26 protein-coding genes are annotated in these 25,191 nt (G+C 65.4%); 11 read left to right on the top strand and 15 right to left on the bottom strand.

Annotated elements, in window-relative coordinates; genetic code table 11:
* Nucleotides 1-52: 52 nt before the first annotated feature.
* The 3 genes from EYZ64_RS31555 to EYZ64_RS31545 form a co-directional block, all read right to left on the bottom strand.
* Nucleotides 53-721 carry a hypothetical protein gene (locus EYZ64_RS31555; protein WP_135459653.1) on the bottom strand — a complete coding sequence of 223 codons (669 nt, stop codon included), beginning with the start codon at nt 719-721 and terminating at the stop codon, nt 53-55.
* Nucleotides 718-1,299, bottom strand: coding sequence for a hypothetical protein (locus EYZ64_RS31550; protein WP_135459652.1), 582 nt, complete (start codon nt 1,297-1,299; stop codon nt 718-720). Before EYZ64_RS31550 ends, EYZ64_RS31555 begins: the two co-directional genes overlap by 4 nt.
* 61 nt (nt 1,300-1,360) lie before the next feature.
* The gene (locus EYZ64_RS31545; RefSeq protein WP_135459651.1) at nt 1,361-1,975 is read right to left on the bottom strand and encodes a hypothetical protein; all 615 of its coding nucleotides are present in this window, start codon (nt 1,973-1,975) and stop codon (nt 1,361-1,363) included.
* Nucleotides 1,976-2,133: 158 nt separating this feature from the next.
* Between EYZ64_RS31545 and rpsF the strand changes: the two genes are divergently transcribed.
* From rpsF to dnaB, 5 genes are all read left to right on the top strand, one after another.
* Complete coding sequence (rpsF, locus tag EYZ64_RS31540; RefSeq protein ID WP_135459650.1) at nt 2,134-2,424, top strand: 30S ribosomal protein S6; 291 nt, start codon at nt 2,134-2,136, stop codon at nt 2,422-2,424.
* Between the two features lie 69 nt (nt 2,425-2,493).
* Nucleotides 2,494-2,997: a single-stranded DNA-binding protein gene (locus EYZ64_RS31535; RefSeq protein ID WP_135459649.1), complete on the top strand. Its 504-nt coding sequence runs from the start codon at nt 2,494-2,496 to the stop codon at nt 2,995-2,997.
* A 35-nt stretch (nt 2,998-3,032) separates the two neighbouring features.
* Nucleotides 3,033-3,293: a 30S ribosomal protein S18 gene (rpsR, locus tag EYZ64_RS31530; RefSeq protein ID WP_135459648.1), complete on the top strand. Its 261-nt coding sequence runs from the start codon at nt 3,033-3,035 to the stop codon at nt 3,291-3,293.
* Between the two features lie 11 nt (nt 3,294-3,304).
* On the top strand, nt 3,305-3,760 hold the full coding sequence (gene rplI, locus EYZ64_RS31525; RefSeq protein ID WP_044514249.1) for a 50S ribosomal protein L9: 456 nt from the start codon (nt 3,305-3,307) through the stop codon (nt 3,758-3,760).
* Between the two features lie 501 nt (nt 3,761-4,261).
* Nucleotides 4,262-5,647: a replicative DNA helicase gene (gene dnaB / locus EYZ64_RS31515; protein ID WP_135459647.1), complete on the top strand. Its 1,386-nt coding sequence runs from the start codon at nt 4,262-4,264 to the stop codon at nt 5,645-5,647.
* A gap of 193 nt (nt 5,648-5,840) precedes the next feature.
* Here dnaB and EYZ64_RS31510 read toward each other — a convergent pair whose 3' ends face one another.
* The gene (locus EYZ64_RS31510) at nt 5,841-6,173 is read right to left on the bottom strand and encodes a hypothetical protein (RefSeq protein ID WP_135459646.1); all 333 of its coding nucleotides are present in this window, start codon (nt 6,171-6,173) and stop codon (nt 5,841-5,843) included.
* A gap of 190 nt (nt 6,174-6,363) precedes the next feature.
* Here EYZ64_RS31510 and EYZ64_RS31505 point away from each other — a divergent pair, with 190 nt between their 5' ends.
* The 3 genes from EYZ64_RS31505 to EYZ64_RS31490 all read left to right on the top strand — a co-directional run bounded on the left by EYZ64_RS31505 (nt 6,364) and on the right by EYZ64_RS31490 (nt 10,047).
* A complete protein-coding gene (locus EYZ64_RS31505) occupies nt 6,364-7,146 on the top strand; it encodes a maleylpyruvate isomerase family mycothiol-dependent enzyme (protein WP_167858051.1) in 783 nt (260 codons plus the stop codon).
* Nucleotides 7,147-7,237: 91 nt separating this feature from the next.
* A complete protein-coding gene (locus tag EYZ64_RS31500) occupies nt 7,238-7,930 on the top strand; it encodes a maleylpyruvate isomerase family mycothiol-dependent enzyme (protein WP_167858050.1) in 693 nt (230 codons plus the stop codon).
* A 776-nt stretch (nt 7,931-8,706) separates the two neighbouring features.
* On the top strand, nt 8,707-10,047 hold the full coding sequence (locus EYZ64_RS31490) for an alpha/beta fold hydrolase (protein WP_135459643.1): 1,341 nt from the start codon (nt 8,707-8,709) through the stop codon (nt 10,045-10,047).
* Nucleotides 10,048-10,289: 242 nt separating this feature from the next.
* On the opposite strand, the gene EYZ64_RS31485 is transcribed toward EYZ64_RS31490, so the two are convergent.
* Nucleotides 10,290-11,141 carry a class I SAM-dependent methyltransferase gene (locus tag EYZ64_RS31485; RefSeq protein WP_135459642.1) on the bottom strand — a complete coding sequence of 284 codons (852 nt, stop codon included), beginning with the start codon at nt 11,139-11,141 and terminating at the stop codon, nt 10,290-10,292.
* Between the two features lie 421 nt (nt 11,142-11,562).
* Between EYZ64_RS31485 and EYZ64_RS31480 the strand changes: the two genes are divergently transcribed.
* Complete coding sequence (locus tag EYZ64_RS31480; protein WP_135460363.1) at nt 11,563-12,582, top strand: VldE C-terminal domain-containing protein; 1,020 nt, start codon at nt 11,563-11,565, stop codon at nt 12,580-12,582.
* Nucleotides 12,583-12,588: 6 nt separating this feature from the next.
* Here the strand turns inward: EYZ64_RS31480 and EYZ64_RS31475 are convergent, their stop codons facing one another.
* Complete coding sequence (locus EYZ64_RS31475) at nt 12,589-13,512, bottom strand: serine hydrolase (protein WP_135459641.1); 924 nt, start codon at nt 13,510-13,512, stop codon at nt 12,589-12,591.
* Nucleotides 13,513-13,680: 168 nt separating this feature from the next.
* On the opposite strand from EYZ64_RS31475, the gene EYZ64_RS31470 reads away from it, so the two are divergent.
* Nucleotides 13,681-14,574, top strand: coding sequence for an NHL repeat-containing protein (locus EYZ64_RS31470; protein WP_135459640.1), 894 nt, complete (start codon nt 13,681-13,683; stop codon nt 14,572-14,574).
* A 22-nt stretch (nt 14,575-14,596) separates the two neighbouring features.
* Here EYZ64_RS31470 and EYZ64_RS31465 read toward each other — a convergent pair whose 3' ends face one another.
* From EYZ64_RS31465 to EYZ64_RS31455, 4 genes are all read right to left on the bottom strand, one after another.
* Entirely contained in the window at nt 14,597-15,358 is a 762-nt protein-coding gene (locus EYZ64_RS31465) for a DUF1906 domain-containing protein (protein WP_135459639.1), read from the bottom strand.
* Between the two features lie 128 nt (nt 15,359-15,486).
* Nucleotides 15,487-15,627 (bottom strand): hypothetical protein, encoded by a 141-nt coding sequence (locus EYZ64_RS32170; protein WP_167858049.1) that lies wholly within the window; start codon nt 15,625-15,627, stop codon nt 15,487-15,489.
* Between the two features lie 28 nt (nt 15,628-15,655).
* Nucleotides 15,656-17,794: a DNA gyrase subunit A gene (locus tag EYZ64_RS31460; RefSeq protein ID WP_135459638.1), complete on the bottom strand. Its 2,139-nt coding sequence runs from the start codon at nt 17,792-17,794 to the stop codon at nt 15,656-15,658.
* 9 nt (nt 17,795-17,803) lie between these two features.
* Nucleotides 17,804-19,837: a toprim domain-containing protein gene (locus EYZ64_RS31455; RefSeq protein ID WP_135459637.1), complete on the bottom strand. Its 2,034-nt coding sequence runs from the start codon at nt 19,835-19,837 to the stop codon at nt 17,804-17,806.
* A 349-nt stretch (nt 19,838-20,186) separates the two neighbouring features.
* Here EYZ64_RS31455 and abc-f point away from each other — a divergent pair, with 349 nt between their 5' ends.
* A complete protein-coding gene (gene abc-f / locus EYZ64_RS31450) occupies nt 20,187-21,833 on the top strand; it encodes a ribosomal protection-like ABC-F family protein (protein ID WP_135459636.1) in 1,647 nt (548 codons plus the stop codon).
* Nucleotides 21,834-21,836: 3 nt separating this feature from the next.
* On the opposite strand, the gene EYZ64_RS31445 is transcribed toward abc-f, so the two are convergent.
* Genes EYZ64_RS31445 through EYZ64_RS31425 form a run of 5 tightly spaced genes read right to left on the bottom strand, consistent with a single transcriptional unit; the run spans nt 21,837 to nt 25,174 of the window.
* Nucleotides 21,837-22,484: a zf-HC2 domain-containing protein gene (locus EYZ64_RS31445; protein WP_167858048.1), complete on the bottom strand. Its 648-nt coding sequence runs from the start codon at nt 22,482-22,484 to the stop codon at nt 21,837-21,839.
* Complete coding sequence (locus tag EYZ64_RS31440) at nt 22,481-23,029, bottom strand: sigma-70 family RNA polymerase sigma factor (RefSeq protein ID WP_286175232.1); 549 nt, start codon at nt 23,027-23,029, stop codon at nt 22,481-22,483. The genes EYZ64_RS31445 and EYZ64_RS31440 overlap by 4 nt, the downstream gene beginning before the upstream one ends.
* Nucleotides 23,030-23,032: 3 nt before the next feature.
* Nucleotides 23,033-23,485, bottom strand: a complete 453-nt coding sequence (locus EYZ64_RS31435) for a COG4315 family predicted lipoprotein (RefSeq protein WP_167858047.1) — start codon at nt 23,483-23,485, stop codon at nt 23,033-23,035.
* A gap of 19 nt (nt 23,486-23,504) precedes the next feature.
* Nucleotides 23,505-24,077 carry a cytochrome b gene (locus EYZ64_RS31430; protein ID WP_135459633.1) on the bottom strand — a complete coding sequence of 191 codons (573 nt, stop codon included), beginning with the start codon at nt 24,075-24,077 and terminating at the stop codon, nt 23,505-23,507.
* Complete coding sequence (locus tag EYZ64_RS31425) at nt 24,074-25,174, bottom strand: catalase family peroxidase (RefSeq protein ID WP_167858046.1); 1,101 nt, start codon at nt 25,172-25,174, stop codon at nt 24,074-24,076. The genes EYZ64_RS31430 and EYZ64_RS31425 overlap by 4 nt, the downstream gene beginning before the upstream one ends.
* Between the last annotated feature and the right edge of the window lie 17 nt (nt 25,175-25,191).

The raw sequence follows: 25,191 nt of genomic DNA, 5'->3' as shown, positions 1-25,191 counted from the left end.
GCCAGAGTGACGCTCGGTGCCGGCGGCCACGCCGGCGTGACAACGGGTGGGATCAGCCGTGATGCGGTGGACATCCCGGGTATTGCATCGGATACCCCTGGGAGGGTGGAAACGGCGGAGGCGGGGTGTCCTGAGGTGCAGAAGGAGGCTCGTTCGCTCGGATCCAGGCGCCGGTCGAAGGCAGCATGGCCAGTACGAGCGTGGCGAGCACGTAGATGAGAACCAGGATCCAGAGCAGGAAGCCGGCGGGGCGGCCGTCGCGGGTCGCGTCGGTGTAGGTCGCGGCCATGCCGATGACGGGGACCGGGATGGTCAGCACGGCACCCACGACCACCATCCGGCGACCAGTCCTTTTGGCCTGGTAGAGCTTTTTCGCGCCGCTGAGCATGAGCAGTCCGTACCCGCCGAGCACCAGAGATGTGATGGCGATCGTTATCAGCGCTTCGCCGAGTTTCCCCCGGCCGTTGCTCAGATCCACGAACGTTCCGACCACCCCGGCCAGGAGGAGAACGAAAACCACCACCGCGGCCACGCCCGCCAGGACGGCGGCGGAGACCCCGGTGGCACGGCTGGTCGGGCAGGTTGGCCCCGGTTGCGGCTGGGGTTGCCCGAATCCGGGCTGGTTCGAGTAGACCGGCGGCTGGACCTGGAAACTGGGCTGTTGCGAAAAGTTCTGTTGCTCGGGAAACCCCTGACCTTCGGGCCAATTGGGAAAGGTCACAGATCCCCCCGGATCCACGCCGTGGTTGACGGCAGTGAAGCCGTCACGATGATGCCAATCGGCAGTGCGAGGCTCAGGATTGCCAGCCCGTTGATGGCACCGGCCCCGTAGCTGGATGTCGCGGCCAGACTCAGGCCGAGACTGATCAGGCTTCCCGCGATGATCAATCCGCAGCCGATGACGATGAGGCGGCGGCCAATCATCTTGTGTCGCAACAGCGCCACCGTGCCGGCGAGGAGCAGGAGTCCGCAGGCGACGCTCAGCAGCGTCGCGAGGACCGTCATTGCGAGCACTCCGGGGGTTCTCAGGGCCAGGGTTCGCAAGCCCGCGTCACCGGCCAGAGCGGCGAGTCCGGTCAGGCCGAGGATGCCGTTGCTGAGGGTCAGCAGGGCGCCGATCCCGGCCAGGACAGCTGTGAGGATCGCCGTGACCCCGCTCGGCGATGCGGTGGGCGCCGGCGCCAGTTCGTTCGGCTGCGATTCGCCCTCCGGATGGTCAGGTTGTTGGAGGCCGAGCTGCTCCGCGTAACCGGGCTGATGGGGATAATCCTGACCCTCGGGTCCATGGGGAGAGGTCACTGTGGCTCCGATCGTGGGAGAAGGGCGTACCCGCACATACGGATTCGCAGATTAGCGAGGGTCACCAGCCCGGATACGGCGGGTAGGGCTGGGGCGCAACCGGTTTCTGCTTCGCTTCGATCCATGCCCCAGTCGACGGCAGTAGGGCCAACACGAGTGTCACGATGGGGAAGACGAGAGTCACCAACGTGAAGATGCTGCGGCCGTGGGAACCGAAGGAGGATGCCTGGGCGGCAGTCGCGACGAAGATGACGAGGGTACTGAGGATTGCCATGGCGCACGCCCCGACGACAAGCCGGCGACCGCGCATCTTTCGTTCGTACAGCAGCACCGCTCCGATGGCGTTCATCAGGCCGAAGCCGGAGTTGAGCACGAGCACACTGATCAGCACCGCCACTTCCCGGCCGGAGGCGGCGGAGCTGGTGGCCGCTGCCGCGATGGCGATGGCCGCGATCACGCCGCTGCCGAGGCCTGCCACAGCGCCGAAGGCCGCGAGCACGGCGGCGGTGATTCCCGTGGCACCGCTGGGTTCTCCGGCCGCCACCGCATTGGCCTGCGGTTCGCCCGAATTGCCGGACAGCACCGGGATAACCGGTTGTTGTGGATAGCCCGGCTGTGGCGGATACCCGGGCTGGTCAGGAAACCCCTGACCGAACGGCCCGTTGGGAAAGGTCACAGATCGCCCCTCGATCTTCGATGTTCGACAGGCCCAAGCTATGCGGATTTCGCAGATCAGGGCTGTTTCCGGTAGCCTAACCCGGTTGCCGACGCAGGCGACCCTCCTGCCACGGACACGCCGTGGCCGCAACGACCATAGGAGGTGATGGGTTCCTTATGCGTCCATACGAAATCATGGTCATTCTCGACCCGACACTCGACGAGCGCACCGTAGCTCCCTCGCTGGAGGCGTTCCTGAACGTCATCCGCAAGGACGGTGGCAGTGTCGACAAGGTCGATATCTGGGGCCGCCGCCGGCTGGCCTACGAGATCGCCAAGCACGCCGAGGGCATCTACGCCATCGTCGATGTCAAGGCTGAACCGGCCACCGTGTCCGAGCTCGACCGTCAGCTCAACCTGAACGAGTCCGTGCTGCGGACCAAGGTGATGCGGACCGACAAGCACTAAAGGCTGTCAGTCGTCGGCGGGGCTACGTAGGCTTCGCGCAAACGGACATGCCTATCCCAGGAGGATCTCGTGGCTGGTGACACCACCATCACAGTTATCGGAAACCTGACCGCTGACCCGGAATTGCGTTTCACTCCGTCCGGCGCGGCTGTCGCCAACTTCACCGTTGCCTCTACGCCGAGGATGTTCGATCGGCAGAGCAACGAGTGGAAGGACGGCGAGGCGCTGTTCTTGCGGTGCAACATCTGGCGTGAGGCCGCCGAGAACGTGGCGGAGAGTCTCACCCGGGGTTCGCGGGTGATCGTCACCGGTCGGCTCAAGCAGCGCTCCTTCGAAACCCGTGAGGGTGAGAAGCGCACCGTTGTCGAGGTCGAGGTCGACGAGATCGGTCCGTCCCTGCGCTACGCCACGGCCAAGGTCAACAAGGCCAGCCGCAGTGGCGGTGGTGGCGGCGGCTTCGGCGGTGGCGGTGGCGGTGGCGCTTCGCGCCCTGCCGAGCCCAAGGACGATCCGTGGGGTAGTGCACCGGCGTCAGGCTCCTTCAGCGGGGCCGACGACGAGCCGCCGTTCTGATCAACATCGAAATTTTTGCAAGGAAGAGATAACCAATGGCCAAGACCACTAAGAGGCGGCCGGCACCGGAAAAGCCGGTCAAGACTCGGAAGTGCGTGTTCTGCTCCAAGAAGGGCAAGGGGCAGATCATCGATTACAAGGACACCGCGCTGCTGCGCACCTACATCAGCGAGCGCGGCAAGATCCGTGCCCGTCGGGTGACCGGCAACTGCGTCCAGCACCAGCGCGATGTCGCCATCGCGGTGAAGAATGCCCGCGAGGTGGCTCTGCTGCCGTTCGGCTCGTCGACGCGGTAGGGGATAGACCAATGAAGCTGATTCTCACCGCTGAGGTGGAGCACCTGGGTGTCGCGGGCGACGCCGTCGAGGTCAAGGACGGCTACGGCCGTAACTATCTGCTGCCCCGCGGGCTGGCCATCGTGGCCTCCCGTGGTGCCGAGCGCCAGGCCGACGAGATCCGCCGGGCGCGCGATGCGAAGTCCATCCGTGGCGTCGAGCACGCCAACGAGCTCAAGACCGCGCTGGAGGGTCTGGGCGAGGTGTCGCTGCCGGTTCAGGCCGCTGCCGACACGGGCAAGCTGTTCGGCTCGGTCACCGCTGCGGATGTCGTGGCCGTGATCAAGAAGGCCGGCGGCCCCAACTTGGACAAGCGCACCGTGCAGCTGCCCAAGGCGCACATCAAGTCGGTCGGTACGCATCCGATCACCGTGAAGCTGCACACCGGGGTGGAAGCCAAGGTGTCGCTGAATGTCGTCGCGGAGTAATCCCGTAGCGGAGTAAATCCGCCAGCACTCAATCGCCCGGGTGGGAGCCTGCACAGGTTTCCGCCCGGGCGTTTGCTGTATCTCTGGCGAACCCACAGCGGAAAACTCTGGACAGCGAAGCTCACCGGGTGTTAACCGGCGCGGTTCCTGTGCGCAACACAACACGCCCGGGACGGCAACCCGGCACGACACGCCGAAGAACTTTCCATACACAATCACTGACAGCCTTTGTGGGACCCTGACCTGGGAAAACAACAGATTGTTCTGGAATGATCCACAGGTTCTCCCCAGAGCCTCAACACTGCGACCGAGACCTATCCCCACACCATCCACAGGTTGATCAACAGGGGTGGTTTCGGGCGGCGCCAGCAACGTCTACCGTGATGCGTCGCAGCGCCGTCATGAAAGCTTTGTCGGAGCCCTGTTTTACAGTTGCAGTACCGATTCGAATAAACGTTCGAGCCCATCGCGAGGTGGGGCTCGGAAGGGGGTGGGGAGTCCGTGGCGGTGGTGGACGACCTGGGGCATCCGGATTCGGAGATGGATGGCCCTCCGCCTGGGGAGGACTTCGGCCGGCAGCCGCCGCAGGACATGGCGGCCGAGCAGGCGGTCCTCGGCGGCATGCTGTTGAGCAAGGATGCGATCGCCGACGTACTGGAGCGGTTGCGTCCCGGAGACTTCTACCGGCCGGCGCACCAGAACGTCTACGACGCGATCCTGGATCTCTACGGCCGGGGTGAACCCGCCGACGCCGTCACCGTCGCCGCCGAACTCGATCGCCGGAGCCTGCTGCGCCGCATCGGTGGCGCCCCGTATTTGCACACCCTGATCTCCACGGTGCCGACCGCTGCCAATGCGGGTTTCTATGCCGGCATCGTCGCCGAGAAGGCCCTGCTGCGCCGGTTGGTGGAGGCGGGCACCCGGGTGGTCCAGTACGGCTACGCCGGGGCCGACGGCGCCGATGTCACCGATGTGGTGGACCGGGCCCAGGCCGAGATCTACGACGTCACCGAACGGCGCGCGTCCGAGGACTTCGTCGCGCTCGAAGACCTGCTGCAGCCCACCATGGATGAGATCGACGCGATCGCCTCGGCGGGCGGGATCTCCAAGGGTGTGCCGACCGGGTTCACTGAATTCGACGAGATCACCAACGGTCTGCACCCCGGGCAGATGATCATCATCGCGGCCAGACCTGGCGTCGGGAAGTCGACCCTGGGTTTGGATTTCATGCGGTCCTGCTCCATCAAGCACCGGATGGCCAGCGTCATTTTCTCGCTGGAAATGAGCAAGTCCGAAATCGTCATGCGTCTGCTGTCGGCTGAGGCGAAAATCAAACTGGCTGATATGCGTTCGGGCCGGATGAGCGATGACGACTGGACCAAGCTGGCCCGCCGGATGAGCGAGATCAGTGAGGCGCCGCTCTACATCGACGACTCACCGAACCTGACCATGATGGAGATCCGGGCCAAAGGCCGACGCCTGGCTCAAAAGGCGGATCTGAAGCTCGTGGTCGTGGACTACATGCAGCTGATGAGTTCGGGCAAGAAGTACGAGTCGCGTCAGCAGGAAGTCTCGGACTTCTCCCGAAGCCTGAAACTGATGGCCAAAGAACTTGAAGTGCCGGTGATCGCGATCAGCCAGCTGAACCGTGGGCCGGAACAGCGCACCGACAAGCGGCCACAGGTCTCAGACCTTCGTGAGTCGGGCTCGCTGGAACAGGATGCCGACATGGTCCTGCTGCTGCATCGCCCCGATGCGATCGATCGTGAAGACCCGCGTGGCGGTGAGGCCGACATCATCCTGGGCAAGCACCGTAACGGCCCGACCGCGAATATCACTGTGGCGCACCAGCTTCACTTCTCGCGGTTCACGAACATGGCGCGCTAGGCGCACTGAACTGTAGGTTCTCAAGTTTGACTGCACCTTCTCAGGTTCGGCTGCACCAACGCTGCACCCGTGCGGTGAACTTGAGACATGCGGTGTGAGACAAGAAATGAGACGCCGCGACCTGTGGCTATGCGATGGGGAGCGATGTCGTTACCGGTGTCTCGGTCCTCTAGAAACGAGACAGCAATTTTCCTTACCGCGAAGGCGCTGCCGGCTGTGTCGCGGTGCGGAGTGCCGCGACTCCCATGCCTGCGAACAGGGCCGCTCCGCCTCCGGCGACAATGGCGCCGGTTGTTGACAGAGTGCGTGCCCGGACGCCGCGCACCGCGGCTATGACATCGAGTACGTCGGTGAGCAGGCCCAGCTGCAGTGCGCGCGTCTGTAACCGAGGTGACGCATCGTCGGTGATCGCAACAGCCAACGTCAGCTTGCGAGAGCCGACCTGTTGAGTTGGGGCCAGCCATGCGGCAATGCCGGTGGTGAACCGTAAAGCGGCGAAGGTGCGGATGAGCACGCTGCGTTGCATGTCCCCACCCTTCACGAAGGTGAAGCCCCCTTCAAGAGCCACGCCTGCGAGACAGGATGTGACCGACGTTGTTTCTTTAGTTATGAGATCGCGTCATCCGGGTGGTGTGACAATTGGCCGGCTCCGTCAGGAACCTTACTGTTACCTTAAGTTTCTCTTATTTTCCTTATTTTATGTGTAGGGTCTGCTCGTGGACGCAAGTAATGGAGAGGGCAATGACAGGGCGCAAAGCGACAAAACGCCTCAGCTCCTGCCGATCGGCGACGCGGGCACGGCATATCGTCTGATCTTCGAGCGTGTCGATGCGCTGGTTCGCGGGCGTGCCGGGATCGCTGATCTGGCAGTACCGGCGTGTCCCGGCTGGAACATCCGACAGGTGGTTGCGCACCTGGCTGGCGTTGCCCAGGATGTCGTTGCGCTGAATTTGGAAAAGAAGGGCACTAGCCCGTGGGCGGACGCGCAGGTCGCGCGGCTCGGCGGACACGGCATCGATGACTTGCTCGACATGTGGCGGCAGTCGCTCGACGACGTGGGGGCGAACCTCGCTCTTGCGTCGGATGCTGGGGTATGCCAGCTCGTTTTCGACACCGTGACTCATGAGCACGACATTCGCGGTGCGCTGAGGGAACCAGGTTCTCGCGCTGGCGATCTCGCGTTCAAGGCGGCCCTGGGGTTCGTGACGACGATGGGTGACCAATTCATCCGGCAAGCGCAGCTGCCGGCGCTGTGGTTGAACACTCCCACCATCGGCTCCGTACAACTCGGTGACCCACACACTGCGCGCGGTCACGTCGCACTCAACGTCTCGGATTTTGAGGCCCTGCGTTCCTTCGGCGGTCGACGCAGCATCGGGCAACTGCTAGCGCTCCCTTGGGACGGCGATCCGACGAACCTAATGCCCATCTTCACCGACGTGCTTCCTGCTTTTACCAACGGCGGCTTACGACCTCCAGCCGACGACCTCATCGAATGATCCCCAACGCAATGCGCCGACCGACAGGTCCAGCCGCCCAACGTCCGGCCACCGTTGGGCGAGCACTTACCAAGCCCACATGGGTAGAGCAATGGCAAATGCCGTCGACCGTCTTTGGGCGGTGGCACGCGTCGTGACGGTTTCAGAGGACATCGCGGCCGAACGAGCCATGCTGGCTAACACTCTGGAGGTTGTCGGCCCTCACGCTTCGGCCGGATGCGGTGATTGGACAGCATTCGACCTTGCGGCACACATCGTCGCCGCCGACCGGGCGGCCGGAACGCTCGCATTCTGCATCCGAGTGCTGGCCGCACGGGGCGTCCAATTCAACCCAAAGCCCAAGGTAATCGCCGCCGCCATACACCGTGAACGTCGTGATGGATATCCCGCACTCGTCGCTCGGATCCGCCAGCGCTCTCCACGCTTGCTGTTAACCCCGGCGGTCGCAGCCTCCACACTTTTTGAGGTGTGGATGCATCACGACGACCTCACCACGACCCACGGCCTCGCCCACGGCGCTCCGGACCACCTTGCCCTGGCAATTCCGCCACTAGTGCGGTACCAGGCCAAACATCTGCCCTCTACCCGGTTGATCATCCGCACGACCCACGGGCACGAGTGGACTTTCGGTCCTGATATCGGCGACTCTGCGGCCGTCGTATTGTCCGGGTCCGCAACCTATCTCATACGTTGGCTCTCAGGTCGAGGCTCACTAACGGCACTTGACGTAGAAGCAACACCAGCCGTAGTCGCGCAGCTGCAAGCCTTCGTCGGCAGCATCTAATTGCGCACGCGCAGCACCATCCGGGTCAAGAAATTCTAGAGATTCGAGACAGGATCTGATCGACCTCGAATCTCTAGAAATGAGACAGGCGTTCGGGGTGTGAGCGAGCGCAGGGCTATAGCCGCTGGTTTCTTCTCGATCGACTCAAGTTGCGTGAAAGAGTGAGTTGATGGGCGCCGCTCCTCGCTCTTCGTTTCTTCGCTATTGGTCTGCTGCCGGGGTGGCACCTCGCCCGCGGCATACGCCTGACAACGACCGACCTGGACTGGAATCACGGCAGGGGACCAGAGCTGACCGGAACGGGGGAAGCCGTGCTGATGGCGGTCTCCGGTCGACACAGTGCCATCGGGGAACTGGCCGGCCCCGGGCAGCAGGTCTTGGCCTGGCGGCTTGCCCGCCGACAACGCCGGATGCACGATCGCACGCGGCCTCGTCCGCGGTAGTCCGGAGGACCTGAAGCCGTCAAAGACGACGCCAACCTCTAGGTAATGCAGCACTTCGTGAGACAAATCGGAGTGCAGCGCTAATGAGACGGCTCGAAATGGCCTGGTCAGCAGTGCTCGCCAACGCAGCCAGCTGTGAAAACCTACAAGAAGCTCTGTCGGTTGTCACGGATGATGGCCCGGGTGCTGGTTGGCCTGCCGATCAACGCGCAGCGGAGGGCCTGACGGTCGCAAAACTGGCCTGATTCCGGATCCAGACGACGCCGCAGGCGGAATTCAGGGGGTTTCCCCGATGTCCCGGCTACCTCGACCTCGCTATGGTGAGCCTCCTGCGTGGGTATCAAGCGGGTGTGGCGAGGAATGGTGATCGCGGTGCGGCAGCGTTGGCGACGGGTGTTCGTCGGGGTGTTGGTCGTGCTGGCCGGTGTTGTCGTCGCGGCAGCGGCAGGGGTCGCGGCGACGCTGGGGATGGTCGCACTGATCACCACACCGGGAGTTTTTCTGGTCGTGGGGTTGGCCGTCTTCAGTGCCGTGGTGTTCAGCACTGCCATCGCCGGATTCCGCATCGTGCGGGCCCCGCACCCGCTCGCCGGTGCGACGGTGACGGCAGCGGCGGTCACCCTGTTGACGCTGGTGGGGGCGAGTATGACTGTGCTGCAACCGTTCCCGGTGCGGAATGCCGCTCCAGTGCCGGCGGACGTTCGGTACTGGGAACTGCCCACCGGCACCCGGGCCGCCTATGTTCACGCGCCCGCGGCGACCGGTTCGCCACATCGGGCCACACCGGTGATCTTTCTGCACGGCGGTCCGGGTACACCGGGTGAGGGCATCCCCACCGGAGGAGCCGAACTCGCCGCAGACGGGTTCGACGTATACGCGTACGACCAACTCGGCGCGGGTCGCTCGAACCGGTTGGCCGACGTGACCGGGTATACGGTGGAGCGTCAGGTCGCGGACCTTGAGGCGATCCGTCGCACCATCGGGGCCGAACAGCTCATCCTCGTCGGTCGGTCGTGGGGAGGTTCCCTTGTCGCGCAGTACCTGGCCGCGTATCCCGACCGGGTCGCGAAGGCGGTGTTTGTGGCCCCGGGCGCGATCTGGGGCGGCGGCTATGCCGAGGGGGACGTCGGCGAACCCTGGGACGACATGACGACGGATCAGCAGTCGCGTTACGACGAGCTGACCAGCAGCCCGCGGATGTTTGCGCAGGCACTGCTGATGGCGGTCAACGCGAATGCGGCCCACGCGCTGGTGCCCGATTCGGAGGCCGACTCGTGGATGCACGCCGTCGCGCTGGCCGGCCGCGACGCCACTTCATGCACTCACAGGGTGACCGCGCCGCCACACGAGAACCCCCAGGGTTTCTACGTCAATCAGCTCACCAAAGCTGATTTCGACAAGATCCCGGATCCACGACCGCAACTGCGCAACGTCGAGGTTCGTTCCCTCGTCATCGCTCCGCAATGCGACTTCATCCGCTGGGCCGTCACCCGCGAGTACCGCGATGTGCTGCCCCGCTCCACGCTCGTCGACTTCCCCAACGCTGGGCACGCCGTTCCGTACGACCAACCGGACGCGTTTATCCGTTTGCTCCGCGCATTTGTCCTCGACGAACCGTTGCCACTGCCCGCGTACGCGGCGCCCGAGCCGCCCCCCGGACGCTGGACCCGTTGACGCGGAACCCACGTCGATCCAGGCCCTGCGGCGATTGGGTCCACAGAAGGACAACCTCTTCGCCTCATCGGCGATAGCGGAACCGCAAGAGCCCCAAACTCATCGGGGACCGAGGGGGCGACGCCTGACGGCGCACGAGTAGACATCGCAGGACTCGGTTGAAGGCGAACAGATCGTGCCGAGAACGGCTAACGCCGGTGATGTAGTACATCTCGCTCATTTGGCATATCGACGCGAAGGCGTCAGCCCCGATACGCCTGGATGAGCCAGTGCGCGGCGTTGTAGAAAACGCCTTCATCAGTGAGATGTTGGGAGATGCTGTCGCGCAACTCCTTTAGTGCGCGACTGCGCGAGCAGTCGTCGAGCTCGGCGAACGCCGACGCAGACTGAGCGTAGAGGAAATCGAAGGCGTCTTCGATGTCTCGGCCGTAAAACATCGGGGCCTGTAGTGGGGTCATCACGATATCGACAAACCCGGCGCCGCCCAGGAGTTGGTGCACGCGAGTGGGATCACTGAGCGAGAAGGGGTTCGGCGAGTCAGGCGGTGGAGCCGGTAGATCGCGTCCGCCAGCGGAGATGGTGCGGAACGTGCGGATGCCCTCATTGCGGTCGAGGGGTTGCCACACCAGCTGAACGAACCGCCCGCCTGGTCCGAGGGCACGGGCGATGTTGGCGAATGCCATGGGCGGGTCGCCGAAAAACATAGTTCCGTGCCGGCTCACCGCGATATCGAATCGGGACTCGCTGAAGTCATGTACCTGCGCGTCCGCTTGAACGAACGACACGTTGCTCAGAGCTTCCGCTGCTGCACGGGAGCTGGCCAGCGCCAGCAGTCGCGATGACAGGTCGATCCCTAGTACCAAACCGCGGTGGGCGATCCGTGCGGCATCGCGGGTGACTTGGCCGGCCCCGCACCCGATGTCGAGGACCGCTGAATCCTCGGCGATGCCGGCGGCGTTGAGGAGTTCGGGGTGATAGGCGGCCATGCCTTGGTCAAATCTCTCAGCCCTTTCCGACCAGAACACGCCGTTGGCGCCGTCCCAGGTCTGGAATTGCTGGCGGTTGGTCGAATCGAGGGCGGAAATATCAGGCATCGGGCTGTCCTCTTTTCGAATAAAGGCCTTTCGCGCCCGGCGTTGGACGCATCGACTGGATCGATGACGGCCCAGGGTGCGTGCTGTGCGGGTGGAAATGCAACCTGGACCACCGTAGCGTCAGGACGGCTTGACGAGTTTCCCCGCCAGACGGCCGTACACCGGCGGTTCTCCTGGCCACCGCACACGGCTCCCGAGGGGATCGCCAGCCCGACGCAGGCACCGTCGGTATCAGTCCGTCCGCGACTCGACTTCAAGCTGCGTCACCTGCGCCCGTTGCCTCAACGGTGGTGGGGCCGGGCTGGGCAGCAATCGCATCGACGCGTGGGTAGACATCGTCGGACCCAGTTCGTAGCCTGTCCGGGACATACGTAGCCGGACCACGATCGGTCCCCGCAGCAGAAGGACCGTGACAATCCGAATGACCGGGGTACGCCATTCACTTCGGCGAGCGGCGTACGGTTCGGCAGCCGCGGTACTGGCGTTGGCGATGTCGACGGGCGACGTGAACGCGGACCCCGCGGCCGACGCGATGTCCAAGCTCAACGAGTTGTCGCGTCAGGCGGTGCAGACCCGCGAGGCCGTCACAACGGCCCAACGCGACGCCGATGCCAGGCTGGCCGCCCAGACTGCGGCCGAAGATCGCCACCGCGCCGACCTGCAGGCCCTCGAGGTCGCAAACGCCCAGCTACAGCCCCATCAGGCGGCTGCCAACCGGGTGGCGGTCATGACGTACATGAGCGGTGGCACCGGTCAAATGGCGGCGGTGCTCACCGCAGGCTCCCCCCAACAGCTGATCGGCCACCTGTCACTACGGCGGGTCGTGGCCACCGAGGCGACTGAACAGATGAAGGCCTTTCAAGCAGGACGTGAGCGCGCCGCCGCCGCTGTCCGGGCCTCTGAGGCGTCGGCCGCCGAGGCCCGCGCCGCAGCCGAGCGGTCTGCCGCGGTGCGTACAGACCTGCAGGCGAAATGGGGTGAACTGCAGCGTCAGATCGCCGCCGCGGAGGCGCAGTACGCGGCGTTGACTCCAGGTCAGCGGGCGGTGATCGACAACGCGGCCGCGGCCCCGCCCGTCGATCTCCCGGAGTCGTTACCCGTCGGCGTCGCGTCTGAGGCCGGGTTACAGGCCAACACCATCGTGGCTGCGCGGGCTGTCAGCGCGAGGTTTCCCCAGATCGCCGACATCGATGGGGTGCGGCCGGACTCGAAGCCATGGCATCCCAGCGGTCTGGCGATCGACATCATGATTCCCAATCCCAGCAGCCCCGAGGGCATCGCGCTCGGAGACGAGATCCTCGCGTTCGCGATGAGTAACGCGGCCCGATTCGGGTTACAGGATGTGATCTGGCGGGGCACCTATTACACGCCATCCGGCCCACAGGCATCGGGTTACGGACACTACGACCACGTGCACATCACCACGACGCCTCGCCACTAACCGGCGCTAGACGTGCCCGCCGGGGAACATCGTCTTGACGGCCTGAGTGACGGTGTCGCGAGCGTCGGAGGCGTCACCGGGTTCCAGGGAGCTGATCACCATCACGTAGCGGCGTTCGGGTCCGATCGTGCCGGTGGACACGTGTAGCTGGTTGGCGCCGCTCCAGCAGCAGAACCAGCCCTGCTTGACCGCGACCGGCTCGGCGTAGAGCCCGTCCGGGATGCCGAAGCGCTGCGGGTAACCGTCGGTTCCCGTCGGTGTGGATTGCGCGAGGTTGGTCATGATCACGTCGGCCTGTTCGGGGGGCAGCCCGCCGCTGCCGTCCAACAGCATGTCGTAGTAACGGACCAGGTCGCTTGCGGTGCTCTGCGTGACGTCCCAGTGTCCGTTGTACGGCGCGGTGGTGCCCTTCAACCCGTACCGCGCCACGATGCGTGAGATGACGGCGTTTCCTCCGCTGCGGTCCCAGAATGTCTGGGCCGCGCTGTCGTCGGAGGAGCGCAGCATGATGTCGAGCGACTTGCGGTCGGCAGCAGTCAGTTTCGTCTCGCCCTTCGATTCCTGCAGCAGCAGGTCGTCGGCGATGAACAGCTTCACCACCGAGGCGATCGGGAAGGGTTGGTTGGCGCCGTTGGAGATGACCCGGCCGGAGTTGCGGTCCAGCACGACGATCTCGACGTCGGCCCCGGACTTGGACGCGTCGGCGGTGGCTTGACGGGTGCGGGCCTCGAGCCCGTCGAATGGCGTGGTGGGCTGGGCATCGAGCTCGTCCAGTGGCGCCAACGGGGGCTGCGGGGCGATAGCCGGTGCCTGGGGGACGCTGTGAGCTGATGGCATGCCCCAGACCTGTGCCGCACAACCATTGACGAGCATCGCCACGCTGGCGATTGCCATGCTCGTCATAGCCGGCTTCGACAGCCGCCTCCGCATAAGTCCTCCAAATGATTCAGAACCTGGGCAGCTGGAATGGACTCTGCGCCCGCCGGTCGCCCCAGCCTAATCGGCCACCCAGACGATCGGCGACCTGAGTCGAGGCTGGGAAGAGAGAGACAGCGTGGAGAGCACCTGTCTGGGATGAGCAGGCCTAGGATCCGAGCCGTGGGGATGGAAAAGGTGAAACTGCGTCCGCGAAGAGGATTCGTCTTCGGAATGGTCGCCACCGTCGTGGGCAGCGTCTTGATGGCATGTTCGCCGGGATCTGCGCCGACCGCTCTGGTGGCGGACGTGCCGTTGCAGTCGGGCGAGCAGACCGTGCTTCCGTTCAGTTCCTTTGACTACCGGGAGATGGGGGTCGACGCGAAGAGTGTCCTCTACCTGGGTGGTACCGGCGGGTTCGCGACGTTGACCCCGGGGGCGGCCCGGCCGACCCCGATGAAGCCCAGCGGCAATCCTCCCGTGTCGACGTTCGGGGTGGCACCGGACAGCCGGTTGTCGTTCGTCACTCTCGGTGGTGTGGTCGAGACGATCGCACCGGGGGCCACCACCTCGGAACCGCTGCCTTTCGACAAGCTCACAAAGTACGGCCAGATGGCAGTCGGCAAGGATGGCTCGGTCTACGTGACCGACAACCAGAGCAACAAGCTGTTGAAGCTCGCTCCCGGTGCGACCGCCCCGACGGAGCTGCCCGTCGACATCGGAAATGGCTTGGGGCACTTGGTGATCGATGCCGACGACAATCTGTACTCAGCCAAGGACGGCAAGATTGTGAAGGTCGCGAAGAACGCGAAGGAGGCCGAGCCGATTGCCGGGGTGACGGACAACGTGGCCGGCCTGGCGGTGGACGCAGCGGGCAATCTCTATGCCACCGACCGGCAGGCCGGCACGGTATCCCGGATGCCGGCTCGCGGAGGTGACTGGGTCCAACTCCCGTTCAAGGGCCTTCAGCGCCCATCGGCCATCACTGTCGATGCCGACGGCAACGTCTATGTCATGAATATGAACGTCCGCGAGACGGATACGAGAGACACCATCGTCAGGCTCGCCGCCAAGTAGCCCCGGTGCCCACCTTTCGATCTCACGGGTGGAAGTTCCACTGCCCGCAATCCTGGGCCAGCACGTCGTTGACGTCGACTTCGAGCCCGCCGACCACCGGGCCGGGATTCGACGCTGTGCTCACTACGCGCTGGTAAAGAACTGCGGCAGGGTAGACCTGACCGCCGGACCAAGAGCGGGTCTGCCACGCCCACACGTGACCGGGCGATTGCGACTTGCCGATAACGCCATCGGCTGCAGCCCACTGGCACGGCCTGATACCCGCGTAGATCCCGGTGCGCTGCACCCCGATCACTGAGTTGATTCCGCGGAACCATGGCAGCGCGACGGCGTTCCAGGTGTTGCGGTCGATGTCGTCGTCGACGCTGAAGAAGATCGGTGCGCTCTGTCCACCCCCTGCCGCGGTGTGCAGTTGCCAGGCGGTGCGCGCATCGGCGACACCGCCGGCGTACCCGCGGGTGAAGTCCGACGGTGCGGTCCCGCCGGGCTTGCCGTATTGGTAGTTGCTGACGATCACCAAACCGGCGGCGGTCAGCTCTCGGGCATAGGGCAGGGTGATCGGCTTGGCACCCATGGAGGAGCCGGGCCGCGATGTCGAAACGTAGTTGATCACTCCGGAGTGACCTGCGGCCCGGATATCGCGGGCCGGAATCTGGCGCATGGCGAAGTCGATCAGTGTGGGTGCGGCCGCCGACGCCGTGGGCATGCCTGCTGATGCCACGCCGAGCCCGGCCAGCGAGGCCGCGGTGGCGTAGCGCAAGGCGTCACGCCGGGAAACCTGCACCGCGTGATGTTAACAAAGTGACTGCTGTGACTCGTGTTGCCTCACGCGCCGGTGTCAGTTCGATGCCGCACTGTTATCCAGCTGGTGCTGTGTCCGTTCTGGCTCTCGGGACCGTCACGACAACAAGGTCACGACAACACGAAGACCACCGCCGCGAGCAGCACCGCGGCAGCGACGAATGCCACCGCGCCGGCTGTCCAACGGTTGTTCTTGACCCAGATCCGTACCGACGGCACTGTGATGTAGATGTGTGGTTCCGCGCTGACCATGCAGCCCCCTCATGCCGTTGTCGCCAGGCTACGGCGCCGGTGTCACGTCGGTCCCGGCACCCTTGACCGAAGCCTTGGCCCGATTCTCGGCCCGGACGCCCCTCTTGCCCCGCACGAACCCGGTCGCGGAGATCGCCGCCGACAGCAGTGCGTCCTCACCGTTGACGAACGGGTGGAACCCGACACCGGCACCACCGCGGCCCTTGACCGGGATATCGGCGACTTCGGTGACTTTCCAACCCTTTTCGGAGATCGACAGGATGGCCTCGCCGTTCGCGCAGGAAATCGGCAGCGCCGCGATCACCTCGTCGCCATCACCGGCCAGCTTCACCCCGGCCACACCGTTGCCGGCCGCACCCTGAGGATTCACGGCGGCGGGGTCGATGCGCAGGATCTTCCCGCGCCGCGTCACCAGCGCCAGGTGGTAGCCGTCGGCCAGCACACCCGACCGCAGCAGCCCGGTGATATCCGGGGCCACCGGGATATCGCGGATCTTGAACGGCAGGCCGTTGCCGGTGGTGAACTTGACGCGCCCGTCGGTCCACACCGCCCAGCCCAGGCCCGAGGTGAGCAGGTCGCCGTGGCTTTCGGAGAACACCCCGCGATCGTCCAGGCGCCACGCGGCATTGACCTTCCGCTCGCGGGGACCGTCTTCATCGGCGCTGGACGCGACGGGTGTGGCATCGAAGTCCAGGACCGTGCGACGGTCGAACTCGGGCCCTTTGAACAGTTTTGCGGTCTCCACGAGCTCTTTGTCGATCACCTTCCGGCGCGCATCGGGATCGGCCACCAGCTCGGTGAGCTGGGCGAACTCGGCATCCAGTTTGTCGGCTTCGGCCTGCAGCTCGATGACGTCGAGTTTGGTCAGTCGTCGAAGCTGCAGTGCCAGAACATAATTGGCCTGCTCTTCATCGATCTGGAACCGCTCCTGCAGCCCCTGTCGAGCGTCGTCGACGGTGTCGGAGCCTCGGATCACCGCCACGGCAGCGTCGATGTCGAGGTGGATCTTCATCAGGCCGGCCACCAGATGACGTCGTGCGGTGACCTTTTCCAGCCGGTACTCGCTGCGGTGCAGCACCACCGAGTCACGTAGATGCAGGAATGCGCCGATCAGGTCCCGCACCGACCACCAGCGCGGTACCCGGTCCTCGTCGAGCGCGACCAGGCTGGCGGCGAATGTCGACTCCAGTGGGGTCAAGGCGAGCAGCTGGTCGCGGATCGTCTCGGCACTGTGTCCGCGTTTGGCGGTGACCACGATGCGCAGCCCGTTGCGGCGGTCGGTCAGATCGGACATGTCGGCCACACCCGACATCTCGCCGGACTCGACCAGGGCCCGGATCCGGTCTTGCACAGTGTTACTCGCGACACCGGGCGGCAGCTCGGTGATGATGCAGTTCTTTCCGTCGACGGAAATCGTGCCGCGCACCGTGAACGCGCCCTTGCCGGTGGTGATGTACTCCCGTAGCCCGCTGGCGCCGACGACGGTGGCGCCGCATCCCCAGTCGGGGCCGGGAATGAGCTTCATTAACGTGTCGTCGGTGGTGTTCGGCCTGGCCAGCAACGCTCGGCAGGCCGCCATGATCTCCCGCGGATTGTGTGCGGGCACCTTGGTGGCCCAGCCCTCGGCGATGCCGACGGCGCCGTTGCAGAGCAGCACGGGCCATTGGGCCGGCAGCATTGTCGGCTCGACCCATTCACCGTCAAACGTCTGGACCATCGGAACGGCGTGATCGTCGAGTTCGGCGGTCAGTGCCGCACCGGGCGCCGACAGCCGCATCTCGGTGTAACGGTCCGCAGCGGGTATGTCGCCCTGGATACGGGGGAACGCGCCTTGTCCGTCAATGACTTTCACCCGCTGGAACTCGGCGGCCATCAGCGCCGCGGCGCCGTACATCGACGCCCCGCCGTGGGGGTGCAGGTTGCCGGTGACCGCCGAGCAGATCTTCGACGATTTCTGCGGCTTGTTTCCGGGCAGCAGTTTCGACTCGTGCATCTGGTAGAGCAGACGCCGCTGACCGGGCTTGAGCCCGTCGAATGCGGACGGGATGGCGCGGTCGCTGACGCTGTAGAGCGCGAAGGTCAGCTGATAGTGGTTCCAGTAGTCATCGGCGCTCTGGTCGAGCACCAGGTCGGCGTTCTGCTCAGGAACGTCCAGGGTGGCGGTCACGTCGTGCTCCTAGGTCAAGTCCAGCGTGGAGGTGTCGACGCGGGAGGCGATATCGGCCATCCACGTGCGCCGGCCCTCGGGTGGCCCGCCGAACAAGGTGTGGTGCAGCTTCTTCTCACCATCGTCGAGATGAACCCGAATCACGGTGCGGCGCTGCGGATCCAGCACGGTATTCCAGAAGTCGTCGGCGTCCATCTCGCCGAGGCCCTTGTTGCGTTGCACCTCGACCTTGCGTTTGGAGGTGGCCTTCAACTGGGCCACGGCAGCGTCACGTTCTGATTCGTCCTGACAGTAGATCCGCTCGGTAGCGTCCTTGACCACGAACAGCGGCGGCAGCGTCACATACACCATGCCGGCTTCGACGAGTGGGCGGTAGAAGTCCAGGAACATCGAGATCAGGCTGGAGTTGATGTTGCCGCCGTCGGGGTCTGCGTCGGAAGCGAACAAGATCCGGTCGTAGCGGCACAGCTCGGGGTCGCAGTGGTCACGCACTCCGCAGCCCAGGATGCGTTCGATCGAATCGAACTCGTCTTTGGCCCGTGCCTTGCTCAGAGCGAAGCCGTACACGTTGGGCGGCTTGCCTTTCAGCGGGAAAGCGGCCTGGAATGTGGCGTCGCGCGCCGCTTTGATGGTGCCCAGTGCGGAATCGCCCTCACAGAGGAACAACTCGGCACCCGACCCGCGGCCCGATTCCCGGCTGGGCAGCAGCTTCGGTGGTAGCGACAGATTCGTGCCCAGCCCTTTGGCTTTCGATGCCGCACGGGACCGGGCTTTGGCGCCCTCGGCGCTGCGCCGCGCGCGGGCGGCCTCAAGCGCCAGCTTCGTCCACAGGGAGACGGTGTCGCCGTTGGCGGGGTTGGCTGCCCAGATGGTGACGCTGCGCGCGACATCCGGGGCCATCGCTACGTTCAGCGACCGCGACGACACCGCGGTCTTGGCTTGGGAATCCCACGCCACGTCGGGAGCGCGGGTGTCGACCGCCAGGGCGGTGACCGCGGCGAAATCCTGTGCCTCCGGGCCGTCTTCGCCTTTGGCCAGACCGAGGTCGCGGATTCGGGACGCGCGGTCGGCCAGGGCTTCGGAGAGCCCCTTCACCGCCGCCGTCAGGTGCGATCCGCCGTTCGGGGTGCGCACGGTGTTGCAGAACGCGGCCACGGTCGCCGGTTCGGCCGGGCCCGCGGTCAACGACCAGCGGAACGGGGTCGGGCCGCGTCCGGTGGTGTACTCGCCGCGGCCCTCCACGACGGCGCGGACGTCGGGCAGCGGACTGCCGGCGGCGGTGCACATGAGGTCCAGCAGGGTTTCGGTGCCCCACGGGCCGCTGAACGGCTCGAGCAACGCGGGCGGAACTTCCTCGCCGGGCCAGCCGTCGTCGACGACCGTCAGGTGCACCCCGGGCGACATCCGCGCCGCGGCGTGCGCCCGCAGCAGTACCTCACCGATGTCCACGCTGGAATCCGGCACCACGGTCGGGTCGAAAAGGATGCGCACAGTGGTGCCGTGTGCATCGGGCTTGCGGTTGCCGGAGCCGCGCAGTTTCTGCGTGTCGGCGCGGGTGAACTCCGCGTCGGGGTCAAAGTCCTTGCCGTCGAACACCCCGGGGTAGCCGTGGCCGAAACTCTGCAGGTAGGTCTTTCCGGCCCGGCGCACCGTCACGTCGGTGCGCGCCGAGATGAACACCGCTGCGGCGGCGCCGATCCCGTTCAGGCCGGCCCCCGTGCTGGCCGCGTCGGCGTGGGCGGAGAACTTGCCGCCGGCCCGCGCGGTGCCCAGTGTCTTGACGATGCCGTTCTTCCCGGTCACCGGGTCGGAGTCGACAGGCAGGCCGCGGCCGTCGTCGGCGACGCTGACCGATCCGTCGGCGTGCAAGGTGATCGTCACGGTGGATCCGCCGTGGCTGGGATCGGCGACCTCCTCGACCGCGTTGTCCACGAGCTCGCGCAGTGCGGTGTTGAGCACGTCGAGGCCCAGGTTCACCGCCGGCCGCAGGCGTGTGTGCTGGACATCGTCGAGTTCGGTGATGTCTGCGGCGTTGTAACTCACTGCTGGTCCTTTCCACCAGAGTCGCTGGCAGAGCGATCGGGCCTGGTCGCGGGGGGCTCACCCCGGCATGCGGGCTTTCTGCGATCGTCATCGTCGACAAGGTGTGCCGCAGGAATGGTAAGCGGGCATACCGACATCGCCGTGCATCCCTCCCGTTGTCCGTGGTGTGGCGAGATCCGCATCACTCCGGGGTCAGACCCGGAGTCTGAGAATCCGCGGCCGGTGAACAGGCAGGTCAGAAGACGCGATGGGTGGACTGCTGTCGATACTTCGTGGAGGTTGCAGTCGTGGTGTGCGTCACGAACCCGGCAATTCGGGGAGTGGTCCCCGCAAATGCGACGATGAGGCCATGACCGCAACGCTTGTCGCGAAGAACGTGGCCGGCGGATTCGCCCACCGCACCTTGTTCGAGGGGCTGGACCTGACCGTGGCACCCGGAGACGTCGTCGGGGTCGTGGGAGTCAACGGTGCGGGCAAGAGCACACTGCTGCGCATCCTCGCCGGAGAGCTCGAGCCGCTGGACGGTGTCGTGAGTCTCGCTCCGGTCGACGGTTTCGTCGGGTGGCTACCGCAGGAGCATGAGCGGGTAACGGGTGAGACCGTCGCCGCCTACATCGCGCGGCGTACCGGGTGCACCGAGGCGACCCTGGCGATGGAAGCCGCAGCCGAAGCCTTGGCGGACCCGGCAGCCGACGCCGACGCCTACTCCGTTGCGCTGGACCACTGGCTCGCCACCGGCGCCGCCGACCTCGACGAGCGGATGCCGGTGGCGCTGGCCGATCTCGGGTTCGACATCGACGAGGTGCGCCCGGATTCCACCCTGATGACCGCATTGTCGGGCGGGCAGGCGGCACGGGTCGGGCTTGCGGCACTGATGTTGTCGAGGTTCGACATCGTCCTGCTCGATGAGCCGACCAATGATCTCGACCTCGAAGGCCTGGCCCGGCTGGAGAACATCGTCTCCGACCTCCGCGGCGGCGTGGTGCTGGTCAGTCATGACCGGGAGTTCCTGGCCCGCACGGTAACCCGTGTCCTGGAACTGGATCTGGCACAGAACAGAACCACTGTCTACGGCGGCGGCTACGAAAGCTACCTGGAAGAGCGGGAGGTCGCTCGCCGGCACCGCCGGGAAGAATACGACGAGTTCGCCGAGAAGAAGGCCGATCTCGTGGCGCGGGCACGGACCCAGCGGGAGTGGTCGAGCCAGGGTGTGCGCAACGCGATGCGCAAGGCGCCCGACAACGACAAGAACCGGCGACGGGCGCAATCGGAGTCCAGCGAGAAGCAGGCGCAGAAGGTGCGCCAGATGGAGAGTCGGATCGCCCGGCTGGAGGAGGTCGAGGAGCCTCGCAAGGAGTGGACCCTGCAGTTCACGATCGCGGCGGCGCCGCGGTCGAGTTCGGTGGTGGCGACGCTGGACAATGCGGTTGTGCGGCAAGGTGATTTCGCACTCGGTCCGGTGTCGCTGCAGGTGAACGCCGGCGAGCGGATCGGTATCACCGGCCCGAACGGGGCGGGGAAGTCGACGTTGCTGCGGCTGCTCCTCGGCCGTCGGCAACCTGACGACGGACGCGCAAGCATGGGCGCGAACGTCGCCATCGGTGAAATCGACCAGGCCCGAGCTGATTTCACCGGCACCGGACGGCTCATCGACCGATTCGAGCGGCACGTGCCGGACTGGCCGACGGCCGATGTTCGCACTCTGCTCGCGAAGTTCGGACTGAAGGCCGACCACGTGGAACGCGCGGTCGACGACCTGTCACCCGGCGAGCGAACCCGTGCCGGGCTGGCATTGCTACAGGCGTGTGGCACCAATGTGCTGGTTCTCGATGAGCCGACGAACCATCTGGACCTGCCCGCCATCGAGCAGCTCGAGCAGGCGTTGGAGACCTATGACGGTGCCCTGCTTCTGGTGACGCATGACCGCCGGATGCTGCAGAACGTTCGCCTCGACCGATCGTGGCTGGTCGACAAGGGGCAAGTCACAGAGTTGTAGGAGCTAGCGCTCCACCGTGGCCAGGACGGTGTTGTTTGCGTCGACGATGTTGAGCTTTCGTAGCTTTGGCATCGGAATGGATGTCGCCCCTTGCACGACCCCTGCCCCGGTCGGCATTGCCGCCCAGGTGGCCGCCGGCTGCATCTGTCCGCCGTCGTCCATCGTCCGCAGTGTGAATACACCGTCGGTTGGTAGGTGGTCCAGGTCGAGCACGATGGCGGTCCCCCACGGCTTGGGCGTCAGGGTCACCGATCCAGAGGCTCCGGCGGCGGCTACCGAATGCATCGCAAAGGTGCCCGTACCCGGCGGAGCCGGCTCACTGCGCGGGATGACCAACACCAGTGCGACGGCCGCGATCGCCGCAGCGCACGCGCCCACGACCACCCGGCGGCGGACCCGGCGGTTCGCTGCCGCACGTCGTGCGGCGAGCATGTCGCGCAGCGCCAGTTCCGACTCGGCACGGTCGGCGGGTTCGGTTTCCAGGTCTATCGGGTCGATCTTGCTCAGGAGTGCCGGAAGGGGCGCGAAATCGGCGACTTGAGCGCGGCACTGCGCACATTCTCTGAGGTGCGCCTCGAACTGTCCGCGTTCCTCGGCGTCGAGTCCGCCGAGGATGTAGGCGCCCAGAAGGACATGAGGTTCGTCGATCACAGCAGCCCCATCTCGTCGAACACCGCCCGCAATGCGCGCACTGCGTAGTAACTGCGTGACTTCACGGTACCCACAGCAACATTGAGCCTATCCGCTGCTTCAGCCAGTGTGAGGTCATCGAAGTACAGCGCCTTGACCACCTCGCGATGTTCGGGGGACAACCGTTGCAGGGATTCACCGATGACGATCCGCTCCAGAGACTTGTTGACGGCATCAGCGCTGGGCAACGCGATATCGGTCTCGACGAGCACTTCGCCTCGCCGTGACCGTCGCCGCCATTGATCGACGATGACGTTGCGGGCAATCGTGAACAGGAAGGATCTGGGATTGCCGTCGTCTGTGTCGATCTGGTCGATGTTCTTCCATGCCCGGGCAAACGTCTCCTGCACGACGTCCTCACGGTGTTGTACATCGACGACGTGGCCGGCGACGAACCGTCGGACGGCATCGCCGTGGATGGTGTACAGCATGGTCAAGAGCTGATCGTCAGCCGCACGACCAAGCTGTGCGGCTGACGATCGGCGACGTCGTGGACGGTTCAGCACGGCTCAGTACCGCGGGAGCCCGTCAGATTGCACGACGCCCCACTTGGAGTCGCCGAGTTGCTTTCCCACGCCGTTATGCTGCCCGGCCGTCTTGTCCTGGACGAACGTGTAGAGCGGGCGCGCGTTCAAGGTCAACTGGCGGGTGCCGTCGGGACGTAGGTACACACCCAATACTCCATCAACCCCGGCCGCTTGCGCCGGTAGGGGGTCGGGGGCAATGACGGCCGGCCATTTCTGCAGGCAGTCCTCACCGCATCCGCTGCTTGCGGGGGTGTCGCCCTGGAAGGCATATACCGTCATTCCCTCGGCGTCGATGACGATCTCGCCCAGGTCCGATGTCTGCTTCGCGGTGATCGGTGCCGGGGTGACCGGCTCCTCGGCGTGTGCGTAACCCGGCGCGATGAGTCCGGCCACCATGCCGGCGGAAAACAGGCCCGCACCAACAGTTCTTCTCATCCGATTGATATCCACGGGCTTACGTACGCCGGCGCAGGTCGATAGGTTCATCGTTTCCGAAAGTCATTCGGCGCAACATGCCATCGCGCAGTGTCAGTGTGTGCAGAAGCACCGCTGACACGTGTGCGGCGATCAGCACGACCAGGCCGTAGGCCATGATCGAGTGGCCGTTACGAAGCAGGCCGTACAGGTCAGCGTCCACCGGGGCGATCGGTGGCAGCCGTACGCCGCCCAACACGACGGGGACTCCGCTCGCCGACAGCATTGCCCACCCCAGCAGCGGCTGCGCCAGCAGCAGCACGTACATGCCGAGCTCAGAGCCGATGACGGCGATGCGCTCGACTCGCCCGACCGTGGCAGGCAGGGCGGGCCCGCGATCAGTGAGCCTGTTGATCAGACGGACCACGAATACCAGGAACACCAGGGCACCGAGAGCTTTGTGCACGCTGAGCAGCACTGCGTAGTCCGCCAGAGAGTTGGCCAGGACGAACCCGACGAGCAGCGTGCTGAACACGAGCGCTGCGGCCAACCAGTGCAGGACGCGGGTGCCGAGGGCGTAGCGGGAACCGGATTGTGGGGCCGAGGCGATCATCGCGCCACCTCCCCGGTCTCGACCTGTGGGGCCGCTCCGGCAACGCCGGCACGGCGGCGGAACGACGCCGCGTACACCGCCGAACGCGCAGGCAGCAGTGGGTCTTCCGAGGGCTCGATCCCATCCGGTAGCACCATGGGGTCGAAGTTGACGTCACGGGCGTTTCCGGCCGATTCCGTCGCTATCGAGTCGAGCACCACGGTCCCGGTGTCGATCGTGCGGCGATCCGCAGGCCATGCGCTGGTCGCATCGCGCACGTCGTCCTCCGGTTCACCGATCGTCACGAGAAACCGCCAGCGCAACGGGCCGGACCGGATATCGCGAATAGCGTTGTCGAACAGCCAGTTCGGGCCGGCCGGCGATGTGGAGGGTGGCTTCACCTCCTGTAGCGGGATCAGCGACCATCGCACCGGTATACGCTCACCCGCTGCGTTGACGAAGTAGAAGGCGTTGAGCCCGCGGAAGGTGCTGTCGGCAAAACCAGAGGTGGGCGGTTGCTGCTTGATCGTCGACATCGCCCTGGCGGTTTCGGGGTGGGCGGTCAAGAAACGGGCCATGGCGGCGGGATCCGGCTTCCCGGTATCAGGCACCGGTTTGGAAGCCAGCAAGCGGTCATAGAAACCCTGCACCGAATTGTCCTGGAATACCGGCAGGTTCAGCATTGCGGTCCGCCATTGCTGGCCACCGGGATATCCGATCGCCAACCCCAGGCCGCGTGGGGCCGCGGTGGTATCGGACACCGTGGGGTTGCCTCCCGGCACGGAGAACCGTCCGACCAGGGGAGTGCGGCCGACGCGGAAGACTGCGGCCGTGGTCACGTCGGCACCCGCACCGTTGCTGTCGAAGTAGCCACTGACCGCAACCCCCTTGGCGTGATTGAGGCGATAGCCGGGGTGGATCCCGGCGACCCGGTGGAACGCGTCGACGAATGCCTGAGGGGTCAGTCGCCGCTGTGATCCGAGCGGACCACGCGCGTACAGCACCGCGCCGAGGTCGGCAGCCAGGAACCCGCCGACGGCCGCGATCCCGACCAGGACGCTGCGCCGGCTGGGTGAAGTGCTGCGCCACGATGAGGGCACGATCGATTTCCGGTCCATTGGCGACCTTCCGAACT

It is taken from the genome of Mycobacterium sp. DL99, assembly GCF_004762045.1.
Taxonomy (GTDB): Bacteria; Actinomycetota; Actinomycetes; order Mycobacteriales; family Mycobacteriaceae; genus Mycobacterium.
The sequence above is the reverse complement of the archived record's forward strand: the minus strand, read 5'-3'. Positions and strand labels throughout refer to the sequence as shown.